Genomic DNA, 19521 nt, shown 5'->3' with positions numbered 1-19521 from the left:
GGCCGCAGGGGGCAGTCCCTTCCGCTGGCGATGCAGGCCCTGCGCGCAGGGCCGCAAGGCGGAACTGCCGGCTGTCTGGGGGGATAGCCGGTGATCCGCTTGATGTGCAGGCGGGCTTCAGCGCGTGAGCCGTTTCATGCAGTCTCGCGATGCAGTCCGCAGGCCGATGCAAGAAAAATCGATCTTGGATAACTCATAATTACACTTGTATGAAATTCGGTCTCAGCTTGTTCGATGCATTTGTCACACTGTTGCTGTTGCTGGTCTTTCCTGCCCTGTTGATGATGACGCGGGGTGGCAACGCCGGTTTTTATCTGTTGCTGGTCTGTGCGCTGGTTCACGTATTCCTGGTCCGCCGCCATCGTGTCCCGTTCAAGGAACTGATGAGGCGCTACTGGTACGTGCATCTCGGCATGGCTGCGCTGTTCATCGCCACCGTGATCGGCGCCGGTTTCAATGGCTTCAATTCGCCCAAGGTCTTCGATGAACCTTCGCGGCTGGCGGTGTTTCCGCTGATGCTGTGGATGTTGCTCTCCCTCTCGCCGCGCCAGGTGAAGGTGGCGCAGGCGGGCTATGTACTGGGGGCCATTGTGGGGGCTGTCCTGATCTTCGTGGCAACCAAGGGGGGCGAGAACCGCAACAACATCCACGGTGCGCCCATCATCGTCTTTTCCAATATCGTGCTGCTGCTGGGCATGCTATCAGTGGCTACGTCAACGTCATCGCAGTCCGAATCATGGCCCTGGCGCGTGCTGCGGATCGTGGCGGCACTGGCGGGCATGTATGCCTCCTATCTGTCGCAGGCGCGCGGCAGCTGGATCGCCATTCCTTTCCTCGGACTGTTTGCCAGCTACTTGTGGCAGCCCAACAAGCGCTACGTGACGACGGTGGTGGCGGCAGTGCTGCTGACCGGTGCCCTGGTGCTGGCCTGGTCCAGCCCCATGGTGAAATCCAGATTCCTGCAGGTTGAAACGGAGACCGCGAGTTTTCGCAGCGGAACCGATCTGGATACCTCGCTGGGCACCCGTTTCCAGCTGTGGCACGGTTCGATGGTGCTGTTCACGGAGCACCCGCTGCTGGGCGTGGGTCCCGGCAAATTCACCGCCGGCCTGAGGGAATTGAAGGAGCGCAAGATCATCACCCCGGCCGCCGCGAGCGGCTTCTATCATTCGCACAATGACGTGCTGTTCAACATGTCCACCATGGGCCTGCTCGGGCTGCTGGCGATCCTGATGACCTATCTGGCACCGGCCGTGCTGTTCTGGCGCTACCTCCGGCATGAGGATGCCTGCTTGCGCCGTTATGCCGGCGGGGGCGTGATGCTGATCATGGGCTACGTCATCTTCGGGCTCACCGATTGCTTCTTCTGGGGCCTGAGCTATACCTTCTACTGCATCGCATTGGCGACATTGGCTGCGCCTCTGATACAGTCCACGCTGCAGCAGCGTGCCGCCACCCGCCAGGGTAGCGCTCGCGATGCCGCTGATTCCCGTCCATCCGGTGCTTTGGCCAACACATGAATACCTCCAATACGCCTGCCGTCCACTGCTTCGTCATCAATCTCGCCACCGACATGGCGCGGCGCGAGACCATCTCGGCCCAGCTGGATCGCTTGCAGATCCCGCATACCATCTTCCCGGCGGTCGATGGCCGCCTGTTGTCGGAGGAAGAGTTGAGCGTGCGCTATGACCGCGCCCGGGCCATCGAGGAATCGCACGACCTGACCCGGGGCGAGATCGGATGTGCGCTCAGTCATCATGGCGTGTATTGCGAGATGGTGCGCCAGGGCATCAGCCACGCGCTGGTGCTGGAAGATGACGCCCGTCTCAATGACCAGGTACCCGGCCTGCTGCCGCGGCTGGCGCAGATGTATCCGGCCGAGGTATCACAGGTGGTGATGCTGAACTACGTGGAAAAGTATTCGCGCAATCGCATGATCCAGCTCGATGACAGCCACAAGCTGGTCAGCACCTATGGCGGCAACAAGAATGCGCATGGTTACTTCCTCACGCTGGGGGCGGCGCGCAAGCTCTCGGAGAACCTGTTCCCGATCTGGCTCGTAGCCGATCGCTGGGAGCGTTTCAAGGAAAAGAAATTCATCCGTCTCAAGGCCTTGCTGCCGTATTGCATCGGCCTCACCACGCTGGCCCAGGATTCCAACCTGAACACTGACCGCGTGGCCCGGATGGAACTGTATCCACGCGGCGGGCTGATGTATTACCTGCATCGCTACCTCTACAAGAAGTTCATCTATCAGCTGTTCGTCCGACCCTTCCTGCGCGTGGCCACGCAAAAGGAAACCTGGTAACCGGCCCTTGCCCGGCCGCTGCGGGAATTCATGCAACAAGAGCCTATGAGCACTATCGACCAGATGCCGGTGTCGCCCGCGCAGTCCGGGGACGCACCGTTCCACATCGCCTTCGGCATCGACGGGCGTTACTTTCGCTATGCTGGTGTCACGATCACGTCCATCCTGGAAAACAACCGCGACCAAGCCTTCGTCTTCCATGTCCTCGCGCCCGATGTGCCGGAGGCCGTCAGGCAGAAGTACCAGGCGCTGGAGCAGCGCTATGGAACGCAAATCGTCTTCCACCTGATCGATGAAGACCGCTTCGCCGAGTATTACCAGTTCTCGCGCCACTCCCAGTATTCGCCGGCCGTCTTCACGCGCCTGCTGATTCCGGAAGTGCTCAAGGACACGGCGCGCGAAGTGCTGTACCTGGATGCCGACATCCTCTGCACGGGCAGCATCGCCGGCCTGCGGGCTCTGGACTTGCGCGACGATGTGGTAGCCGTGGTCAGCGACCATCTGGAGACCACCGTGCGCAACCGCTGCGCCGCGCTGCAGCTTCCGGCCGATCAATACTTCAACTCCGGCGTGCTTTACATCAACGTCGCCAACTGGATCGCCAATGACATCACCGCACAGGTGATGCAGGCCATCGTGCAGCATGGCCAGAAGCTGGTATTCCCCGATCAGGATGCACTCAACATCGTGCTGGCCGGGCGTGCGCGTTACATCGAGCCGTGCTGGAATTTCCGCTACAACCTGGAGTTCATGCTCAATGGCGGCCAGTTCGATACCTGGCTGCCCGGTCCTGCCGTGTTCCTGCATTTCACCGGACGCGTGAAGCCCTGGCATGCCTGGAACCTGCATCCCTCGCGCGAACTGTTCTCCAAGTATCTGGCGCTGTCGCCCTGGGCCGGCACGCCGCTGGACGCGCCGCGCCATTACAAGGAGATGCGCATGTATGCCGGCTTCCTGAGGAAGAAGAAGCAATGGGGTGGCTGGCTCGCATGGTACGCGACCTACCTGGCCCACAAGTTCGGCCTTGCCGGCCGGGCGGGCAAATGATGACGCCTCTGCGCCGGCGGCTTCCGGCCCTCCCTCTCCGGTTCCGGTGCGCGTGCCGGCCGTCGTGATCCCCTGTGATCCCTCGCGAACCCTTTTGAGCAAGCCTATGCCACAGACTCACATTCCGCCGCAGTTGCTGCAGCAGAGCGACAAGATCCTCATCATTGCGCATCTGGCGCTGGGCGATTTCACCTACCTGCAGAATTCGCTGCGCGCCCTCGCGCAGGCCTATCCGCATCTGCGCATCCATGTCTGGGTGGACGAGCTGCGCCGCACCGACGATGCTTCGCAATGGCCCCACCTGAAACGCTATGCGATCTATGACTGGCTGCGCGAGTGCAGCTTCATCGAGCGCATCTACGACGAGACCTACAGTCCCGCGCTGCTGGAACAGTCAATCGGGCGTGCGCAGGCCGAAGCCTATCCGCTGGTGGTCTCGCTGGGCTTGCTGCGGCGTCCGGCCTATGCGCGCCTGGCGCGCAAGCTTTCGCCGCACGGCTTCGTGGCCGGCCAGACCAAGCCCGTGCATTTCATGGATGTGCGGACATATCTCGCCTACCGCAAGCTGGATGCCGTGATCCCGGCCTATCCCAAGAAAGAGAAGGGCGCACGCCACATCAGCGATATCTATGCCGGCTGGTTCGAGACCCTGTTCGGGATCACCATTGCGCCGGCGGAGCGTTTTCCGTTCGTCGACATTCCGCCGCAGTGGCACGCGTGGAGCAGCGAACAACTGCAGCAGTGGGGTGTCGGCCCGCAGCAGAAGCTGATCTTCGTCAACGGTTTTTCGAAGGCCCCCGAGCGCAGCTGGTCACTGGACCGCATCCTCGATCTGGCCCGCCGCCTGCAATCCAGGCCGGGATGGGAGGAGGTTCACTTCGTCGTCAATGTGGTACCGGAAGCGCTGGCCGACGCCGAACGCCGCCTCGCCGCCGTGCAGTCGCCGCGCCTGCATCTGTTCAGCGCCGACCAGAATTTTTTCCAGCTGCCGGCCATGCTGGCGCGCTGCCAGCTGGTGATTTCGGTGGAGACCGCCGTCATGCACCTGGCCAACGCGGTGCACGTGCCGGTACTGGCGTTGATGCGCCGGACCAGTCCCGAGTGGACGCCCATCGATCAGGACAACAGCACGGTGATCTGGGTTGCCACGCCCAAAGGCGGGGTGGAGGAAATCACCACCGAGCAGGTCATCGACCATCTCGCCGCCTGGCCACCGGTGCAGCAGCTGTTCGCGGCCTGATACGGTGTCATGCAGGCAGTTACGCTGCATCACGCCAGCATCAAGCCGGCATTAAGCCCGCATTAATGCTGTTCAAGACAGCGTTAATGCGGGCTTAATGTTGTGTTGAGGGGTGTTTGATGTGGCGTTGAGGCGGCGGTGACGGGATGACCGGTCTGCCGACGCGGCCCCGCCGCTCAGCGCTTGCGCGAATGCTTGCGCAGGTAGCGGACGAACCAGACCAGACTTTGCAGATACTTGCCCTGGCGATAAAGGAAGCGTGAATGCATGCGCCTTTCCGTGCTGTTGGTGGGCGCTTCGTCGGCGGGCATCTGCCGCCACGGCGAGAGCTGGTGGTACTGCGCGAACAGGCGCGTGGCTTCGTGCCCGGTCCAGGCCGACCAGGGCTTGATCGGTCCGGCGAAGTGGATGATGACAGCCTTGCCCACCGGCCGCATGCGCGTCTCGTTGCTCTTGAGATCGTGCACCATGTCGTAGAGATAGTTGTAGTTGCGGCTGATGTAGCGGGCGCGTCCGTTGAGCACGATATTGAGCACGTCCTGATCGATGAAACGCAGCGTTTGCGTATTGTCCAGCAACACCTGCATCACCTGCTCGGTGATCTTCGCTTCCTGCCAGCGCGGGATATTGATGTAGAGCATGCCGCTGTTGAAGTAGCGCGGATCGGCCAGCTGCAGGGCGGCACAGCGCTTCTCGGTGGTGGCCGGATGATCGGGGGCCACCGCGACGATGTCGTCCTGCATGTCCAGCTGGGCCAGCCCGTCGAGACTGCCCACGCACAGCATGTCGGCGTCCAGGTAGAGCACGCGGTCGGTGACGTCCTGCAGTACCGTGGGGATGACCAGACGGGTGAAGATCGACAGCGAATAATAGGACGACTTCAGAAAGTGCTCGAACTGCGCAAAGTCGCTGGTCTCCAGAAGATGCAGGCGGGTCTGCACCAGCGGGTTCTGCTCCAGTTCCTGCAGGCGCTGGCGATGCTGCTCGGAGGCGGCAAAGGTGAGCACGTGGAAGGTGAAGCGCCGCTGCGGATTGTTGGCGATGATGGAGGCGATCGTCGCGCCCATCGCGCGGAAATAATTGTTGTCCACACAGAAGGCGATGTGGAACGACGGGCCCGCGTCGGCGTGCTCGGACTGGCTCATGCGATGGCTTTCAGGACTTGTTCAACGGAGATGCGCTCGACCCAGTCGCGCCGCGCCTGCGTGGTGACCACGGTGCTGTGGGCCGCATCATAGGGCACCCACTCCGGATTCTTCTGGCGCATCAGGGCGATCACCGGCACGTGGACCGCATTGGCCAGGTGCATCACGGCGGTCTCTACCGAGATGATCAGATCGGCCTGCTCCAGCAGTGCCGGCAGCTGGAAGAAATTCTCTTCGGCACTGAACAGTACGGTGCGCTCCAGTTGCTGGCGCGCGATCTCCTGCCGTGCGTGCGGCAATTCCTGCGGCACGGCGTTGATGACGAAATCGCTTTGCGCCCATTGCGGCAGCGCCTGCATGGCCTTGATCAGCTGGCCGACCTGGGCCAGGCTCCAGCAGCGCTTTTTGGTCTTGGCATAGGGATTGATGACTACCAGCTTGCGCTGCCCGTCGTCAAAGCCCCAGCTCGCCAGGCGTTGCTGTGCTTCCTCGCGCCACTGCTGCGGAATCTCCACGAAGGGCATGCGCGCAGCGGCATCCACTTCCAGACCGCTCAGTTGGCGGAACCAGTGCGCATACACGTCGGTGATGTGATGCTGCCCGTCCGCCGCGCGGTAGCGGGGGATCGCCGCATCCAGCTTGCGGTAGGCGAGGACGTGATGCGGCTGGTAGAAACGGATGCGGTCCTGCATGCCGATCACCATGCCCTGCGGCGACAGACGGCGCGCCAGCGCAGCGTACTGGTGCGGCCGCAGGGTGGCCAGCGAGACCACGATCGGATAGTGCGCCGCCTGCGCTTCGGCCACCGACTCCTCCAGCAGGGCCGGGCTGTAGGTGCGGGTGTAGACCTGGTTGAAGAAGGGGCAAGCCGCCAGCCAGTCGTAGAGCGAATACTTGCGCAGGAACTCCCATTTGGACGCATCGCCGGTGCGCCTGACTTCATCGACCCACAGGTCGATCTTGAGCTGCGGGTTCTGCGCGGCGAAGGCCTTGAAGAAATTCTGCAGATAGGTGAAGTCGCCGATGGCAAGGTGGGCGACGAAGAGAATCCTGTCCGATGAGCGAAGCAGGTCCTGGGGAATCAGTTGAGTGGGCATGGCCGTCGGCACGGATCAGGCTTGTTGTGAAAACTGCAGGCGGTACAGGTTGGCATACACGCCATCGCGTTGCAGCAGCTGCTGGTGATTGCCGATCTCGGCAATCTGTCCGTGCACCAGCACCACGATGCGATCGGCCCGCTCGATGGTCGACAGGCGGTGCGCGATGACGAAGGTGGTGCGCCCTTGCATCAGGCGTTCCAGCGCGGCCTGGACCGCGCGTTCGGATTCGGTGTCGAGGGCCGAGGTGGCCTCGTCGAGGATCAGGATGGGAGCATCCTTGTAGATCGCGCGGGCAATCGCCACGCGCTGGCGCTGGCCGCCTGACAGGCGCGAGCCATTGTCGCCGATGCGGGTCTCCATGCCTTGCGGCAGGCCTTGCACCACGTCGGTCAGGTGCGCGGCTTCCACGGCAGCGAGGATGCGCGCCGGATCGGGCGACTGGTCGCCATAGGAGATGTTGGCCGCCAGGGTGTCGTCGAACAGCACGGTGTTCTGGTTGACCATGGCGATCTGCTGGCGCAGGCTCAGCAGCGAGATCGATTCGATGTCGCGGCCGTCCAGCAGGATCTTGCCGGCGGTCACCGAATGGAAGCCGGGAAGCAGGCTCACCAGCGTCGATTTGCCGCCACCGGACATGCCGACGAAGGCCACGGTCTCGCCGGCGCGTACGCGCAGGTTGATGTTCTTGAGTGCCTGCTGCTCGTGGCCGGGATAGGAGAAGCTCACATCGACCAGCTCCACCTCGCCCTGCGCACGCTGCTGCAGGGCCTCGCCGGTGACGCGCTCGGGAGTCTTGTCGATCAGCTTGTAGACTTCTTCGGCAGCGGCCATGCCGCGCTGCAGGGGGCCATTGATTTCGGCCAGCTGCTTCAGCGGGGCCAGCAGCATGAGCATGGCGGTGATGAAGGAGACGAAGCCGCCGACGGTGATCTGGCCATTGCCGGACTGGATCAGCGCCATCACGATCACGATGGCCACGGCACAGGCCGTCATCAGCTGCGTGATCGGCACGGTCGAGGAAAATGCCGCAGTCATGCGCATGGTATAGCGGCGCAGGTTTTCGGCACGGTCGTGGAAACGCTTCTTTTCGTATTCGTGGCCACCGAAGATCTTGATCACTTGCTGGGCGCGCGTGGTTTCCTCGATCAGTTGGGTCAGTTCGGCGTTCACGGCGAGGGAATCACGGTTGAGCTTCTTGAGCCGCTTGCCGGTGGCGCGTACCACGATCGAGACCAGCGGCAGCAGGACCAGGGTCACGATGGTCAGGGTCCAGTTCAGGTACAGCAGCCATCCCAGCAGGCCCAGCACAGTCAGGGCGGAACGCAGGATGGAAGTGAAGACCTTGGTCACCATGTCGATGATCTGCTGCACTTCAAACATCATCGAGTTGATGACCTTGCCGACCGTGTTGGTGGCATAGAAGTGAATGGGCAGGTCCAGCATGCGCGCAAACATCTGGCGGCGCAGCTCGTTGAGGATGCGGGTCGAGACCCAGGTCATCATGTAAGTACTGGTAAAGGTGGCCATGCCGCGGATCAGGAAGATGCCGATCACCGCTGCCGGCACCAGCCACAGCGAGAACGTGGGTTTGCCCACGAAGCCCTTGTCCAGCAGCACCTGGAAAATATACGGCACCACCGGTTCGGTGGCGGCGGTCACGATCATGCCGAGGAAAGCCAGCGCCAGGCGCTTCTTGTAGGGCCAGTGCAGCGCGGCCAGACGCTTTATGTTGTTGGACAGCATGGGGTATTCCTTGCTTGCAGGTGATGCAGAGTTCGAAAAACAGAGATTATGCCGTGTTCACCGGCCTCAGGGGCGTCTTGAAATGCACTGGCGCGTTATCTGGCGTTAAGGAAGAGGATCTGTGACTGCTGAGGAGGCAAAGTCTGGTACATCTGGCCTGACCTGGTGTTCTTTCAAGTTTGTACGATCAGCAATACGCTTTCACCCTTGTTCCGTGCATTCATGCATAGCTGGCGCAGGGAATGCAGAAACGAGTAGAGACAATGTGAGCCTTCGCCGTCCTCTCCATACCGCACACGTGGATCGCTCGCCGGAGCGCTGGTCAGGATTGGTTGGTGGATGTCGTCGGCCAATTCATCGGCAGAACATAAATCGCTGAAAGTGTCTTCCGCCAGTTCGTCCACATGTGCGCTGGACCAGTCGAACAAGCGCGTAATGGCCTCGGCCAGAGTGGGAAGGGCCTGATCCTGCAGCTTTATCGCTTTCCAGCGGGACCACTCGGTGATCTCGCCTGCATCGTTTTCCCACGTATCAGGAGCTTCCCACGCATACGCGATGTCCTCGGCACCGTATAGCACCCTGAGGTCATTGATTGCGCTGGCTTGGGCCAACTCTTCGATGATTGCCGCCATCCATCCGTTACGGCTGCCGTTGGTGACCTGTGCCAGCATCTCCGGCGTGTCCGCTGTCACCTGAACGGGAGCCTCGCCTGGTTCGGCCTGGCTGAGCCATTGGTCAATGCTGGTACCGTGCAGCGCAAAATCGCGCGGTTTCAGATAAACAAAGTGGAAAAGATCGTTGGACATCGCTGGGTACTGTCTATGAACGCCTGTGCTGATTACATCAGGATGATGTCGTACTGCTCCTGCTGATAATCGCTCTGCACCTGCAGCGACACCGGCTTGCCGATGAAATCGCCCAGCATGGCCAGGTGTTGCGATTCCTCTTCCAGGAACATGTCCACCACCACCTGCGACGCCAGGATGCGGAATTCGCGCGGATTGAACTGCTTGGCCTCGCGCATGACCTCGCGCAGGATCTCGTAGCACACCGTGCGCGGCGTCTTGACCTGGCCGCGTCCCTTGCAGGCCGGGCAGGTCTCGCAGAGGATGTGGGCCAGCGATTCGCGGGTACGCTTGCGGGTCATCTCCACCAGCCCCAGCGTGGAGAAGCCCGAGACCGAGATCTTGGTGCGGTCGCGCTGCAGCGCCTTGCCCAGCTCGGCCAGTACGGCGTGGCGGTGCTCCGTGCTCTCCATGTCGATGAAGTCGAGGATGATGATCCCGCCCAGGTTGCGCAGCCGCAGCTGGCGCGCAATCGCGTGCGCCGCTTCCAGGTTGGTCTTGAAGATGGTGTCGTCGAAGTTGCGGCCGTTGACGAAGCTGCCGGTGTTGACGTCGATCGTGGTCATCGCTTCGGTCTGGTCGACGATCAGGTAGCCGCCCGACTTCAGGTCCACGCGGCGGCCCAGGGCGCGCTCGATTTCCTCTTCCACGCCATACAGGTCGAACAGCGGACGCTCGCCCCGGTAGTGCATCAGCTTGGGCAGCACCGAGGGCGTATAGATGGCACCGAACTCCTGCAGCATATGGAAGTTCTCGCGCGAATCGACCTGGATGGTGGCGGTCTGGTCCGAGACGAAGTCCCGCAGCACGCGCTGCGCCAGCGACAGATCCTGGTGCAGCAGAGTAGGCGCCGGCTTGGTCTTGGCCTGCTTGATGATGGTGGCCCAGGTGGTGCGCAGGTATTCCACGTCCATCTGCAGGTCGCTGTCGGAAGCATCTTCGGCCATGGTGCGGATGATGAAGCCGCCTTTTTCTTCCGGCGGTAGCAGCGCCTGCACCTTGCTGCGCAAGAGTTCGCGCTCGGCTTCGTTCTCGATGCGCTGGGAGATGCCGATGTGCTTGTCCTGCGGCAGGTAGACGAGCATGCGCCCGGCAATCGAGATCTGCGTGGACAGCCGCGCCCCCTTTGTGCCGATGGGGTCCTTGATGACCTGCACCGTGATGGTCTGACCATCGTGCAGCAGTTTCTCGATGGGAATGGCCGGCGCGTTCTGGCCGTCGTGCGGACGGGCTTCCCAGATGTCGGCCACGTGCAGGAAGGCGGCGCGCTCCAGGCCGATGTCGATGAAGGCCGATTGCATGCCCGGCAGCACCCGCACCACCTTGCCGAGGTAGATGTTGCCGGCCAGGCCGCGCGAAAGGGTGCGCTCGATGTGCAGTTCCTGCACGGCGCCTTGCAGGATCAGCGCCACTCGCGTCTCCTGCGGCGTGATGTTGATGAGGATGTCTTCGCTCATAGGATGCGAACGCCCGCTTGTTGTAATAGTTGAGCCGTCTCGAAGAGCGGCAGCCCCATGATACCGGAATGGCTGCCCACGATATGGCTGATGAAGACCGAGGCCAGCCCCTGGATGCCATACGCGCCGGCCTTGTCGTAGGGTTCGACGGTATTGCAATAGGCGGCAATGGCTTCTTCGGTCAAGGGCGCAAAGCTGACGTCGGACTGCTGCACGATCTGCCAGACCTCGGTTTCCACACCGAGGGTCAGGCCCACGGCCACGCTGGTCAGGACCTGGTGGGTGCGGCCGGAGAGCAGGGTGATCATGCGCACGGCTTCATCGTGATCGGCCGGTTTTCCCAGGATCAGGTCGTCCACCACCACGGTGGTATCGGCCGCGAGTAGCGGACGATGCGGCAGCTGGCGCAGGATCATGGTCTGCTGGGCGCTGTCGAGCTTGGCGCGGGTGACGCGGGCGACATAGTCCAGCGGGGCTTCGCCGGGCAGGACGCTCTCGTCGACTTCCTTGTCAGAGAGCATGAGTTCGAAATCGATGCCGATCTGGCGCAGCAGTTCGCGGCGGCGCGGGCTTTTCGAGGCGAGGTAGATTTTGTGGTCCGCTTGTTTCATTGAGCCAGGGATGTCAAGAGCCGGTACCGGGAGGCCGGAATCCGGCGGTGGACGCCGTCAGGCGCGGTGATACGGATGGTTCTGCGTGATCGACCAGGCACGATAGAGCTGCTCGGCCAGCATCACCCGCACCATGCCATGCGGCAAGGTCATGCTGGAGATGCGGATGAGCGTATCGGCGCCGGCCTTGAAGCCGGGATCGAGCCCGTCAGCCCCGCCGATGACGAAGGCCACGTCGCGTCCATCCTGCTGCCATTGCTCCAACTGCTGAGACAACTGCACTGAAGTCCAGTCGCGCCCGCGTTCGTCCAGGGCAATCACGCGCGCGCCCTTGGGCAGCGCCGCTTCGATCTTCTCGCGCTCCTGCGCCATCACGGTTTCGGCCGTGCGGCTGCCGGAGCGTTCGACGGGTTTGATTTCCTTGAGGATGATCCGGCATTCCGGTGGCATGCGCTTGGCATACTCCTGGAAGCCGGTTTCTATCCACGCCGGCATCTTGTGGCCGACGGCCGCGATGACCAGCTGCATCAAGCCTTGCTGGTGCGCTTGGCGGCCGGCTTCTTGGCGGTCTCGCTCTTGGCGGGCGCCACGCGCACGGTCTTGCCGGTCGGGGTCTTGGGCGCAGCGGCCTTGCGGGTGGTGCCAGCCTTGGTGGTGGTGGTCTTGCTGCCGGCTGCCGTGCCACGGGTGGTGGTGGTCTTGGCCGCCGTGGTCTTGGTGCCGGTAGTCCGGGTGGTGCGGGTCGTGCCGGCAGCAGCGCGGGTACCGGTGGTGCTGGTGGTCGTCGCGCGCGGCTTGCGGGCCGGCTTCTTCGGTGCGTCCTCGTCGTCGTCCAGGGCCTGGCTGGCTTCGACGGCTTCCGCCTGGGCGCGGGTGCGGCGGGTCTTGGGGGCCGGGGCTTCGTCGACGGCGGCGCGCTTGGCGGCAGCCGAAGTGCCGGTGCGCTTGGCCGCGCCCAGCTTGACTTCCTTGTCGCCCCAGATTTCTTCCAGACGGTAGTAGGTACGGATGGCCGGCTGCATGATGTGCACGATCATGTCGCCCAGGTCGACCAGCACCCATTCACCGGTGTCTTCGCCTTCGACGCTGACGACGTTGCCGCCCTTGGCCTTGACCTTGTCGCGCACCGAGGCGGCCAGCGCCTTGGTCTGGCGGTTCGAGGTGCCGGAGGCGATGGCCACGCGGTCGAACAGGGAGGTCAGGTGCGAGGTGTCATAGATGCGGATTTCTTGCGCCTTGACGTCTTCCAGAGCGTCCACGACCAGGGTTTGCAGTTTTTTGATGTCCATTATGAATTTCGGTACAGATGTTGTTGTTCGATATAGTCTAGCACCCTGCCCGGGATCAGCGAATCGGGTCGGGTGCCGCGTTGCAGCTGGGCACGGATTTCAGTCGACGAGATATCGACCGCCAGCCCGAGGGCCAGGTAGCCGTATCCGTGCGTGGTGCTGCGGATCTCTTGCGGCGCAGCGCTGCGCCGCTTGAATTCGTCGCGCACGGCCGGCGGCACGTGCGCATCGGCCAGCGCGAAGCCGGGCCGGGAGGCCGCGCACAAATGCGCGTACTCGAATAATTCCTGCCAGTGCTGCCAGGTGTCCAGGTGCTGCAACTGATCAGCGCCCATCAGGAACACGATCGACACCTCCGGCCCCAGCTCCGCGCGCAGTGCGCGCAGGGTATCGATGGTATAGGTCGCGCTGGAGCGGCGGATTTCCTGCTCATCGATGACCACCGGTACCTGCTGCTGGCCGAATGCGCGCCTGACCATCTCCACCCGGTCCGCCGCTTCGGCCTGCAGGCCGTGCTTCTGCCACGGATTGCCGGTGGGGATGACGCGCAGCTCATCGGGCTGCAGCAATTGCACGAAATGCTCGGCCAGCAGGACATGGCCATTGTGCACCGGATCGAAGCTGCCGCCGAGCACGGCAATGCAGCGTTGCGCCGCGGGCGGCGCCATTACAGCCATTCCTTGTGCACCAGGAAGTCCGAATACAGCGCCGCTTCCGGGCTGCCGGCCTCGGGATGCCAGTCATAGCGCCACTTCACCAGCGGCGGCATGGACATCAGGATGGACTCGGTGCGTCCGCCGGATTGCAGCCCGAACAGCGTGCCCCGGTCGAAGACCAGGTTGAATTCCACATAGCGCCCCCGGCGATAGGCCTGGAAGTCGCGTTCACGTTCGCCATAAGGCGTTTCCCGGCGCGCCGCCACGATGGGCAGATAGGCGTCGAGGAAGGCATCGCCCACGCTGCGTTGCAGGGCGAAGGCCTGCTCGAAGGGCAGGGCGTTGAAGTCATCGAAGAAGATGCCGCCGACGCCGCGCGGCTCCTTGCGATGCTTCAGGTAAAAATAGTCATCGCACCATTTCTTGAAGCGCGGATACAAGTCCTCGCCATAGGGCTGCAGCGCATCGCGGCAGGTGCGGTGGAAGTGCACTGCATCTTCCTTCACGCCGTAGTAGGGCGTGAGGTCCATGCCGCCGCCGAACCACCAGACGGCCTCTTCGCCTTCCGCATGGGTGGTGAAGAAGCGCACGTTCATGTGCACCGTCGGCACGTAGGGATTGCGCGGATGCAGCACCAGCGACACGCCCATCGCTTCCCACGCGCGGCCCGCCAGTTGCGGGCGGTTGGCCGCAGCCGAGGGCGGCAGGTTCTTGCCCATCACGTGCGAGAAGCCGACACCGCCGCGCTCCAGCAGGTTGCCTTCTTCCAGCAAGCGCGAGGTGCCGCCACCGCCTTCAGGGCGTTCCCAGGAATCAGACAGGAAAGTCTTGCCATCAGCGGCTTCCAGCGCGGCGACGATGCGCTGTTGCAGGTCCTGCAGGTAAGCCTTGACGGCAGCGGTGTTGGTGGCGGCGTTGGAATGGGTGGTCACGGCGGGTCGCTCTGGTACACGGTTACTGGACGGAAATGCGTTCCAACCCGCCATTGTACCTTGACCGCCCCCGGCTGGGGCGTCAAAAGCCGGTCCGCAGGCGATGCCGGACCGGCGTTGTGGGGCAAAGGCCTCAGTTTTGCGGCGGCTGGGCCAGCGGTACGGCCACCTGATAAGTCGCCGGCGCCGGCCAGCCTTCCTTCAGGCAGACCTCGGCGATGGCGTTCTGCACGTCGTTGTAGACCTGGCCGAAATTGGGCGTGGGCGCATGCACGCGCAGGGCGATCAGGGTGCCGGTGGCATTGAATTCCTGGATCACGATGCCCGGTGCCGGCGTCTGCAAGACGTTGGGAATGGCCTTGATGCGTTCGGAAAGCTTGGCGATGGCCTGCTGCGGATCGACGCTGTAGGCAATCTGGCAACGCAGGTCGGTGCGGCGGGTGGCGTTGACGTTGTAGTTGATGATGTTTTCCGAGAACAGCTTGTTGTTGCCGATGATCACGCGCAGGTTGTTGTCGGTAGTGATGATGGTGGTCACCAGGCCAATGTCAGAGACCGTGCCGGTCTGGCCGGCGGCGGTGATGTAGTCGCCCACCTTGAAGGGACGCAACACCACCAGGAAGATGCCGGCCGCAAAATTGGACAGCAGGCCCGACCAGGCCACACCCAGGGCCACGCCGACTGCGCCGATCATGGCCGCAAAGGATGTGGTCGGGATGCCGCACACTTCCAGGATGCCCATCACCAGCAGGATGCGCAGGATGACGTGCATGGCCGAGCTGGCATAGTTGATGAGCGTGGTCTCGAACTGGCGCGCGGTCAGCACGCGGCGCACGATCTTGGAGAGCGTGTTGATGAACATGCCGCCGACGATCCAGATGACGATGGCGGCAATCACCTTGAGCCCGAAAGGCACCAGGTAGAGGTTGATCAAAGTTTCAAAATTGAGCAGGTGGTCTGGCATCGATATGTCCTTTTCTTCTGGGAATGCGGGTCGTGGCGGGGGCATGCTGCCCGGAAACGCCCGTCGTGCTTAGGCTGCGGAGGCGTCATTTTGTTGCAGTGGCACGGCAAGTGCCGCGCATGCCCTCCAAATGAAATCCCCCGCAACACACACGGCGTTGCGGGGGATGGAGACGGCATGCGGCCCGGCTTAGCGCTTGAGGGCGCGCCAGCCGATGTCGCGGCGCATCTGCGAACCGGCGAAGTGGATCAGGTCGGCGGCGTCATAGGCGTGCTTCTGCGCGACCTTCACGCTGTCGCCCAGACCCACCACGCACAGCACACGGCCACCGTTGGTGGTCAGCTTGTCGCCGTTGAGGGTGGTACCGGCGTGGAAGGTGACGCAATCGGCGGTCTCGGCCGGGATGTCGGTGATGAGGTCACCCTTGCGCGGTTCTTCCGGATAGCCATGGGCAGCCATGACCACGCCCAGCGCGGTACGGCGGTCCCATTCCAGTTCGATCTTGTCCAGGGTGCCGGTGACCGCATGTTCGAACACGGTCAGCAGGTCCGTCTTCAGGCGCGCCATGATGGGCTGGGTTTCGGGGTCGCCCATGCGGCAGTTGAATTCCAGCGTCTTGGGGTTGCCCTCGGCGTCGATCATCAGGCCCGCATACAGGAAGCCGGAGAACGGGATGCCATCCTTGGCCATGCCCTGCACGGTCGGCACGATGATCTCGCGCATCACGCGCGCATGCAGCGCCGGGGTGACGATGGGGGCGGGCGAGTAAGCACCCATGCCGCCGGTGTTGGGGCCCTGGTCGTGATCCTGCAGGCGCTTGTGGTCCTGGCTGGTGGCCAGGGGCAGGATGTTCTTGCCGTCGACCATGACGATGAAGGAAGCTTCTTCACCGGCCAGGAATTCCTCGATCACCACGCGCGCACCGGCGTCGCCCAGCTTGTTGTCGGAGAGCATCATGTCCACGGCCGTATGCGCTTCTTCCAGCGTCATGGCGACCACCACGCCCTTGCCGGCGGCCAGGCCGTCGGCCTTGATGACGATGGGCGCGCCCTTTTTGGCGATGTAGTCATGCGCGGCCGCCACGTCCGAGAAGGTCTGGTACTCGGCGGTCGGGATCGCATGGCGCTGCATGAAGGCCTTGGCGAAGTCCTTGGAGCTTTCCAGCTGCGCCGCTTCCCTGGTGGGACCGAAGATCTTCAGGCCACGGGCGCGGAACACGTTGACGATGCCGGCCGCCAGCGGGCCTTCCGGGCCGACCACGGTCAGCGCCACGTGTTCCTGCTCGACGAAGTCGGCCAGGGCCACGGGATCGGTGATGGCGATGTTCTGCAGGCGCTCGTCGAGCGCGGTGCCGCCATTGCCGGGAGCAACATAGACCGTCTGGATGCGCGGCGACTTGGCAATGGCCCAGGCCAGCGCATGTTCACGGCCACCGGAGCCAACAACTAGGATTTTCATGGGATAGGAAGATAAAAGTGGCGAATGGGGCGGAAAGGGTCGTCTTGTCCGTATCTTTATAAACCGGCTGGGTGATCGGGTGAATTATTCTTCGATCACGGCGTTGGTATAGAGCTCCTGGGTATCGTCCAGGTTCTCCAGCGCATCCAGCAGCTTCTGCATCCTGACGCCGTCCTCGCCCGCAAACACGGTCTCGGTGGAGGGCTTCATGGTGATCTCGGCGACTTCGGCCTTGAAGCCGGCGGCTTCCATGGCGGACTTCACGGCCGAGAAATCATTGGGAGCGGTCAGCACTTCGATGCCGCCTTCGTCGTCGGTGAGGACGTCTTCGGCACCAGCTTCGAGCGCGGCTTCCATGACGGCATTCTCATCGGTACCGGGCGCGTACATCAGCTGGCCACAGTGCTTGAAGAGGAAGGCCACCGAACCTTCGGTACCCATGTTGCCGCCGAACTTGGAGAAGGCATGGCGCACTTCGGCCACGGTGCGCACGCGGTTGTCGGTCATGCAATCGACGATGATGGCTGCGCCGTTGATGCCGTAGCCTTCATAGCGCACTTCTTCATAGTTCACGCCGTCCAGGGCACCGGTGCCGCGCTGGATGGCGCGGGTGACGTTGTCCTTGGGCATGTTGGCGTCGGAGGCACGGTCCACGGCCAGGCGCAGGCGCGGGTTGGTGTCCGGATCGCCCCCGCCCATGCGGGCGGCGACGGTGATTTCCTTGATCAGGCGGGTCCAGACGCGACCACGCTTTTCATCCTGACGGCCTTTACGGTGCTGAATATTGGCCCATTTGCTGTGTCCAGCCATGTTGAATCTTTCCTGCGAGAGGGTGAGGCCAGAACCGTCCCGCCTGCGCAAGCCGCTCCTGGAGGCGCCTCGGCAAGACCGGCGGGCGCGGGCAAGGCATCGCTGCAGCAGGGGGACCCGGCGCCCAGGGTTCGATAATGCATTTCCTGGCGCCATGTTCTGACTATAATCGGGCGGGCATTTTACCATACCGCCACCCCGTCATTTTTGCCTTGAAGGCCCAGTCGAGATGATTAATCCGCTTCCCATCGCTACCCATTCCGGCGGGCAACTGTGCCTGCTGCCGCAACTGGCCAACCGTCACGGCTGCATCACCGGTGCCACCGGCACCGGCAAGACGGTCACCCTGCAGGTGCTGGCCCAGGCCCTCTCCGACATCGGCGTGCCGGTCTTCATGGCCGACGTCAAAGGCGACCTCTCCGGCCTGGGCAAGGCCGGCAGCGCCTCCCCCAAGACCAGCGCGCGCCTGGCCCAGCTGGGCCTGCCCGAACCGGCCTGGGCCGCGGCCCCGGTGGCGTTCTGGGACGTCTACGGCGAACTGGGCCATCCGGTGCGCGCCACCGTCTCCGACATGGGCCCGCTGATGCTGGCCCGCATGCTCAACCTGAACGATACCCAGCAGGGCGTGCTGCAACTGGTGTTCAAGATTGCCGATGACCACGGCCTGCTGCTGCTCGATACCAAGGACCTGCGCGCCATGCTGCAGCACGTGGGCGAAAACGCGGCCCAGTTCAAGACCGAATACGGCAACATCTCGGCCGCCAGCGTGGGGGCCATCCAGCGCGGGCTGATCGCCATCGACGAGCAGGGCGGCGACCGCTTCTTCGGCGAACCGATGTTGAACATCGAGGACTGGATGCAGACCGATGCCCAGGGCCGCGGCATCATCAACATCCTCGCCGCCGACAAGCTCATGAACGCGCCGCGCCTGTATTCCACCTTTCTGCTGTGGATGCTGTCGGAACTGTTTGAGCACCTGCCCGAAGTGGGCGACCTGGACAAGCCCAAGATGGCTTTCTTCTTCGACGAAGCGCACCTGCTCTTCGATGAGGCCCCCAAGCCGCTCCTGCAGAAGATCGAGCAGGTGGTGCGCCTGATCCGGTCCAAGGGCGTGGGCATCTACTTCGTCACGCAAAATCCGCTGGACATCCCCGACACCGTGCTGGGCCAGCTCGGCAACCGCGTACAGCACGCCCTGCGCGCCTACACCCCGCGCGACCAGAAGGCGGTGCAGGCTGCTGCTGAAACCTTCCGTCCCAATCCCATGGTCAATACCGCCCAGGCCATCACCGAGCTGGGCGTGGGCGAGGCGCTGGTGTCCTTCCTCGATGAGAAGGGGCGCCCCAACATGGTCGAGCGCGGCTACGTGCTGACCCCGGCGTCGCAGATCGGCCCGATCGGCGTGGAGGAACGGCGCGCCCTGATCGCCTCTTCGCTGGTGGCCGGCGTCTACGAACAGGCCATCGACCGTGAGTCGGCCTATGAACGCCTGAAGGGACGCGCGGTGCAGCAGCCGCAGGCAGCGCCTGCTCCGGCGCCGCAACCAGCCCCCGCTCCGGCCGATGACAATGCCTGGGGCGCATCGGCAGGCCGTAGCGCACCGGCCCCTGCCAGCACCTCGCGTCCCAGTGGGGGTGCGCGCATGCCGCAGCCGCAACCCGCTCCACAGCCACAGTCACAGCAGGATCAGGGCGGTGGTCTGGGCGACCTGCTCAAGGATGCCGCCGGTGGCATCTTCGGCAGCGGCAGCGGCAATCGCCGCAGCGATTCTCCCCTGCAGGCCATGGTCAAGTCGGCTGCACGCAGCATCGGTTCGCAGGTCGGGCGCGAGCTCATTCGCGGCGTGCTCGGTTCGCTGATGAAGAAACGCTGATGTGGTGCTGCGCGCGCCCGCGCGGCGCGCGCGCAGCCCAGGG

18 protein-coding genes are annotated in these 19521 nt (G+C 63.3%); 5 read left to right on the top strand and 13 right to left on the bottom strand.

Features of this window, described 5'->3' with window-relative positions:
- Nucleotides 1-209: 209 nt before the first annotated feature.
- The 4 genes from MKD49_RS04065 to MKD49_RS04050 all read left to right on the top strand — a co-directional run bounded on the left by MKD49_RS04065 (nucleotide 210) and on the right by MKD49_RS04050 (nucleotide 4595).
- The gene (locus MKD49_RS04065; RefSeq protein ID WP_158601270.1) at nucleotides 210-1520 is read left to right on the top strand and encodes an O-antigen ligase; all 1311 of its coding nucleotides are present in this window, start codon (nucleotides 210-212) and stop codon (nucleotides 1518-1520) included.
- On the top strand, nucleotides 1517-2308 hold the full coding sequence (locus MKD49_RS04060; protein ID WP_252695539.1) for a glycosyltransferase family 25 protein: 792 nt from the start codon (nucleotides 1517-1519) through the stop codon (nucleotides 2306-2308). The genes MKD49_RS04065 and MKD49_RS04060 overlap by 4 nt, the downstream gene beginning before the upstream one ends.
- A 45-nt stretch (nucleotides 2309-2353) precedes the next feature.
- Nucleotides 2354-3355, top strand: coding sequence for a glycosyltransferase family 8 protein (locus MKD49_RS04055; RefSeq protein WP_252695538.1), 1002 nt, complete (start codon nucleotides 2354-2356; stop codon nucleotides 3353-3355).
- Nucleotides 3356-3461: 106 nt separating this feature from the next.
- Entirely contained in the window at nucleotides 3462-4595 is a 1134-nt protein-coding gene (locus tag MKD49_RS04050; protein ID WP_121043273.1) for a glycosyltransferase family 9 protein, read from the top strand.
- A gap of 176 nt (nucleotides 4596-4771) precedes the next feature.
- Here the strand turns inward: MKD49_RS04050 and MKD49_RS04045 are convergent, their stop codons facing one another.
- From MKD49_RS04045 to MKD49_RS03985, 13 genes are all read right to left on the bottom strand, one after another.
- A complete protein-coding gene (locus tag MKD49_RS04045; protein WP_039784400.1) occupies nucleotides 4772-5740 on the bottom strand; it encodes a glycosyltransferase family 8 protein in 969 nt (322 codons plus the stop codon).
- Complete coding sequence (locus MKD49_RS04040) at nucleotides 5737-6837, bottom strand: glycosyltransferase family 9 protein (RefSeq protein ID WP_252695537.1); 1101 nt, start codon at nucleotides 6835-6837, stop codon at nucleotides 5737-5739. The genes MKD49_RS04045 and MKD49_RS04040 overlap by 4 nt, the downstream gene beginning before the upstream one ends.
- Nucleotides 6838-6852: 15 nt before the next feature.
- Nucleotides 6853-8583 (bottom strand): lipid A export permease/ATP-binding protein MsbA, encoded by a 1731-nt coding sequence (gene msbA, locus MKD49_RS04035; protein ID WP_252695536.1) that lies wholly within the window; start codon nucleotides 8581-8583, stop codon nucleotides 6853-6855.
- Between the two features lie 173 nt (nucleotides 8584-8756).
- Nucleotides 8757-9389 carry a hypothetical protein gene (locus MKD49_RS04030; protein ID WP_252695535.1) on the bottom strand — a complete coding sequence of 211 codons (633 nt, stop codon included), beginning with the start codon at nucleotides 9387-9389 and terminating at the stop codon, nucleotides 8757-8759.
- A 32-nt stretch (nucleotides 9390-9421) separates the two neighbouring features.
- Complete coding sequence (rng, locus tag MKD49_RS04025) at nucleotides 9422-10885, bottom strand: ribonuclease G (RefSeq protein ID WP_034336330.1); 1464 nt, start codon at nucleotides 10883-10885, stop codon at nucleotides 9422-9424.
- Nucleotides 10882-11496, bottom strand: a complete 615-nt coding sequence (locus MKD49_RS04020; RefSeq protein WP_209534144.1) for a nucleoside triphosphate pyrophosphatase — start codon at nucleotides 11494-11496, stop codon at nucleotides 10882-10884. The genes rng and MKD49_RS04020 overlap by 4 nt, the downstream gene beginning before the upstream one ends.
- A 57-nt stretch (nucleotides 11497-11553) precedes the next feature.
- On the bottom strand, nucleotides 11554-12024 hold the full coding sequence (gene rlmH, locus MKD49_RS04015; protein ID WP_039784406.1) for a 23S rRNA (pseudouridine(1915)-N(3))-methyltransferase RlmH: 471 nt from the start codon (nucleotides 12022-12024) through the stop codon (nucleotides 11554-11556).
- Nucleotides 12024-12785, bottom strand: a complete 762-nt coding sequence (rsfS, locus tag MKD49_RS04010) for a ribosome silencing factor (protein ID WP_034336324.1) — start codon at nucleotides 12783-12785, stop codon at nucleotides 12024-12026. The genes rlmH and rsfS overlap by 1 nt, the downstream gene beginning before the upstream one ends.
- On the bottom strand, nucleotides 12785-13453 hold the full coding sequence (locus MKD49_RS04005) for a nicotinate-nucleotide adenylyltransferase (RefSeq protein WP_252695534.1): 669 nt from the start codon (nucleotides 13451-13453) through the stop codon (nucleotides 12785-12787). The genes rsfS and MKD49_RS04005 overlap by 1 nt, the downstream gene beginning before the upstream one ends.
- A complete protein-coding gene (gene hemF, locus MKD49_RS04000) occupies nucleotides 13453-14373 on the bottom strand; it encodes an oxygen-dependent coproporphyrinogen oxidase (protein WP_252695533.1) in 921 nt (306 codons plus the stop codon). Before hemF ends, MKD49_RS04005 begins: the two co-directional genes overlap by 1 nt.
- 133 nt (nucleotides 14374-14506) lie before the next feature.
- Nucleotides 14507-15337: a mechanosensitive ion channel family protein gene (locus tag MKD49_RS03995; RefSeq protein WP_088757255.1), complete on the bottom strand. Its 831-nt coding sequence runs from the start codon at nucleotides 15335-15337 to the stop codon at nucleotides 14507-14509.
- A gap of 189 nt (nucleotides 15338-15526) precedes the next feature.
- Nucleotides 15527-16795: a phosphoribosylamine--glycine ligase gene (purD, locus tag MKD49_RS03990; RefSeq protein ID WP_034336307.1), complete on the bottom strand. Its 1269-nt coding sequence runs from the start codon at nucleotides 16793-16795 to the stop codon at nucleotides 15527-15529.
- A gap of 84 nt (nucleotides 16796-16879) precedes the next feature.
- Nucleotides 16880-17605, bottom strand: coding sequence for a YebC/PmpR family DNA-binding transcriptional regulator (locus tag MKD49_RS03985; RefSeq protein WP_034336305.1), 726 nt, complete (start codon nucleotides 17603-17605; stop codon nucleotides 16880-16882).
- A gap of 229 nt (nucleotides 17606-17834) precedes the next feature.
- Between MKD49_RS03985 and MKD49_RS03980 the strand changes: the two genes are divergently transcribed.
- On the top strand, nucleotides 17835-19478 hold the full coding sequence (locus MKD49_RS03980) for a helicase HerA-like C-terminal domain-containing protein (protein WP_252695532.1): 1644 nt from the start codon (nucleotides 17835-17837) through the stop codon (nucleotides 19476-19478).
- The last annotated feature ends 43 nt before the right edge of the window (nucleotides 19479-19521 follow it).

The organism is Herbaspirillum sp. WGmk3, from assembly GCF_023952535.1.
Classification (GTDB): Bacteria; Pseudomonadota; Gammaproteobacteria; order Burkholderiales; family Burkholderiaceae_D; genus Herbaspirillum; species Herbaspirillum huttiense.
Note: the sequence above shows the minus strand (reverse complement) of the source record. Positions and strands in the feature narration are given on the sequence as shown.

Bases quoted from the DNA above. Each gene is read 5' to 3' on its own strand.
- MKD49_RS04065 (WP_158601270.1), top strand. From the start codon at position 210: ATGAAATTCGGTCTCAGCTTGTTCGATGCATTTGTCACACTGTTGCTG.
- MKD49_RS04060 (WP_252695539.1), top strand. From the start codon at position 1,517: ATGAATACCTCCAATACGCCTGCCGTCCACTGCTTCGTCATCAATCTC.
- MKD49_RS04055 (WP_252695538.1), top strand. From the start codon at position 2,354: ATGAGCACTATCGACCAGATGCCGGTGTCGCCCGCGCAGTCCGGGGAC.
- MKD49_RS04050 (WP_121043273.1), top strand. From the start codon at position 3,462: ATGCCACAGACTCACATTCCGCCGCAGTTGCTGCAGCAGAGCGACAAG.
- MKD49_RS04045 (WP_039784400.1), bottom strand. From the start codon at position 5,740: ATGAGCCAGTCCGAGCACGCCGACGCGGGCCCGTCGTTCCACATCGCC.
- MKD49_RS04040 (WP_252695537.1), bottom strand. From the start codon at position 6,837: ATGCCCACTCAACTGATTCCCCAGGACCTGCTTCGCTCATCGGACAGG.
- msbA (WP_252695536.1), bottom strand. From the start codon at position 8,583: ATGCTGTCCAACAACATAAAGCGTCTGGCCGCGCTGCACTGGCCCTAC.
- MKD49_RS04030 (WP_252695535.1), bottom strand. From the start codon at position 9,389: ATGTCCAACGATCTTTTCCACTTTGTTTATCTGAAACCGCGCGATTTT.
- rng (WP_034336330.1), bottom strand. From the start codon at position 10,885: ATGAGCGAAGACATCCTCATCAACATCACGCCGCAGGAGACGCGAGTG.
- MKD49_RS04020 (WP_209534144.1), bottom strand. From the start codon at position 11,496: ATGAAACAAGCGGACCACAAAATCTACCTCGCCTCGAAAAGCCCGCGC.
- rlmH (WP_039784406.1), bottom strand. From the start codon at position 12,024: ATGCAGCTGGTCATCGCGGCCGTCGGCCACAAGATGCCGGCGTGGATA.
- rsfS (WP_034336324.1), bottom strand. From the start codon at position 12,785: ATGGACATCAAAAAACTGCAAACCCTGGTCGTGGACGCTCTGGAAGAC.
- MKD49_RS04005 (WP_252695534.1), bottom strand. From the start codon at position 13,453: ATGGCGCCGCCCGCGGCGCAACGCTGCATTGCCGTGCTCGGCGGCAGC.
- MKD49_RS03995 (WP_088757255.1), bottom strand. From the start codon at position 15,337: ATGCCAGACCACCTGCTCAATTTTGAAACTTTGATCAACCTCTACCTG.
- purD (WP_034336307.1), bottom strand. From the start codon at position 16,795: ATGAAAATCCTAGTTGTTGGCTCCGGTGGCCGTGAACATGCGCTGGCC.
- MKD49_RS03985 (WP_034336305.1), bottom strand. From the start codon at position 17,605: ATGGCTGGACACAGCAAATGGGCCAATATTCAGCACCGTAAAGGCCGT.
- MKD49_RS03980 (WP_252695532.1), top strand. From the start codon at position 17,835: ATGATTAATCCGCTTCCCATCGCTACCCATTCCGGCGGGCAACTGTGC.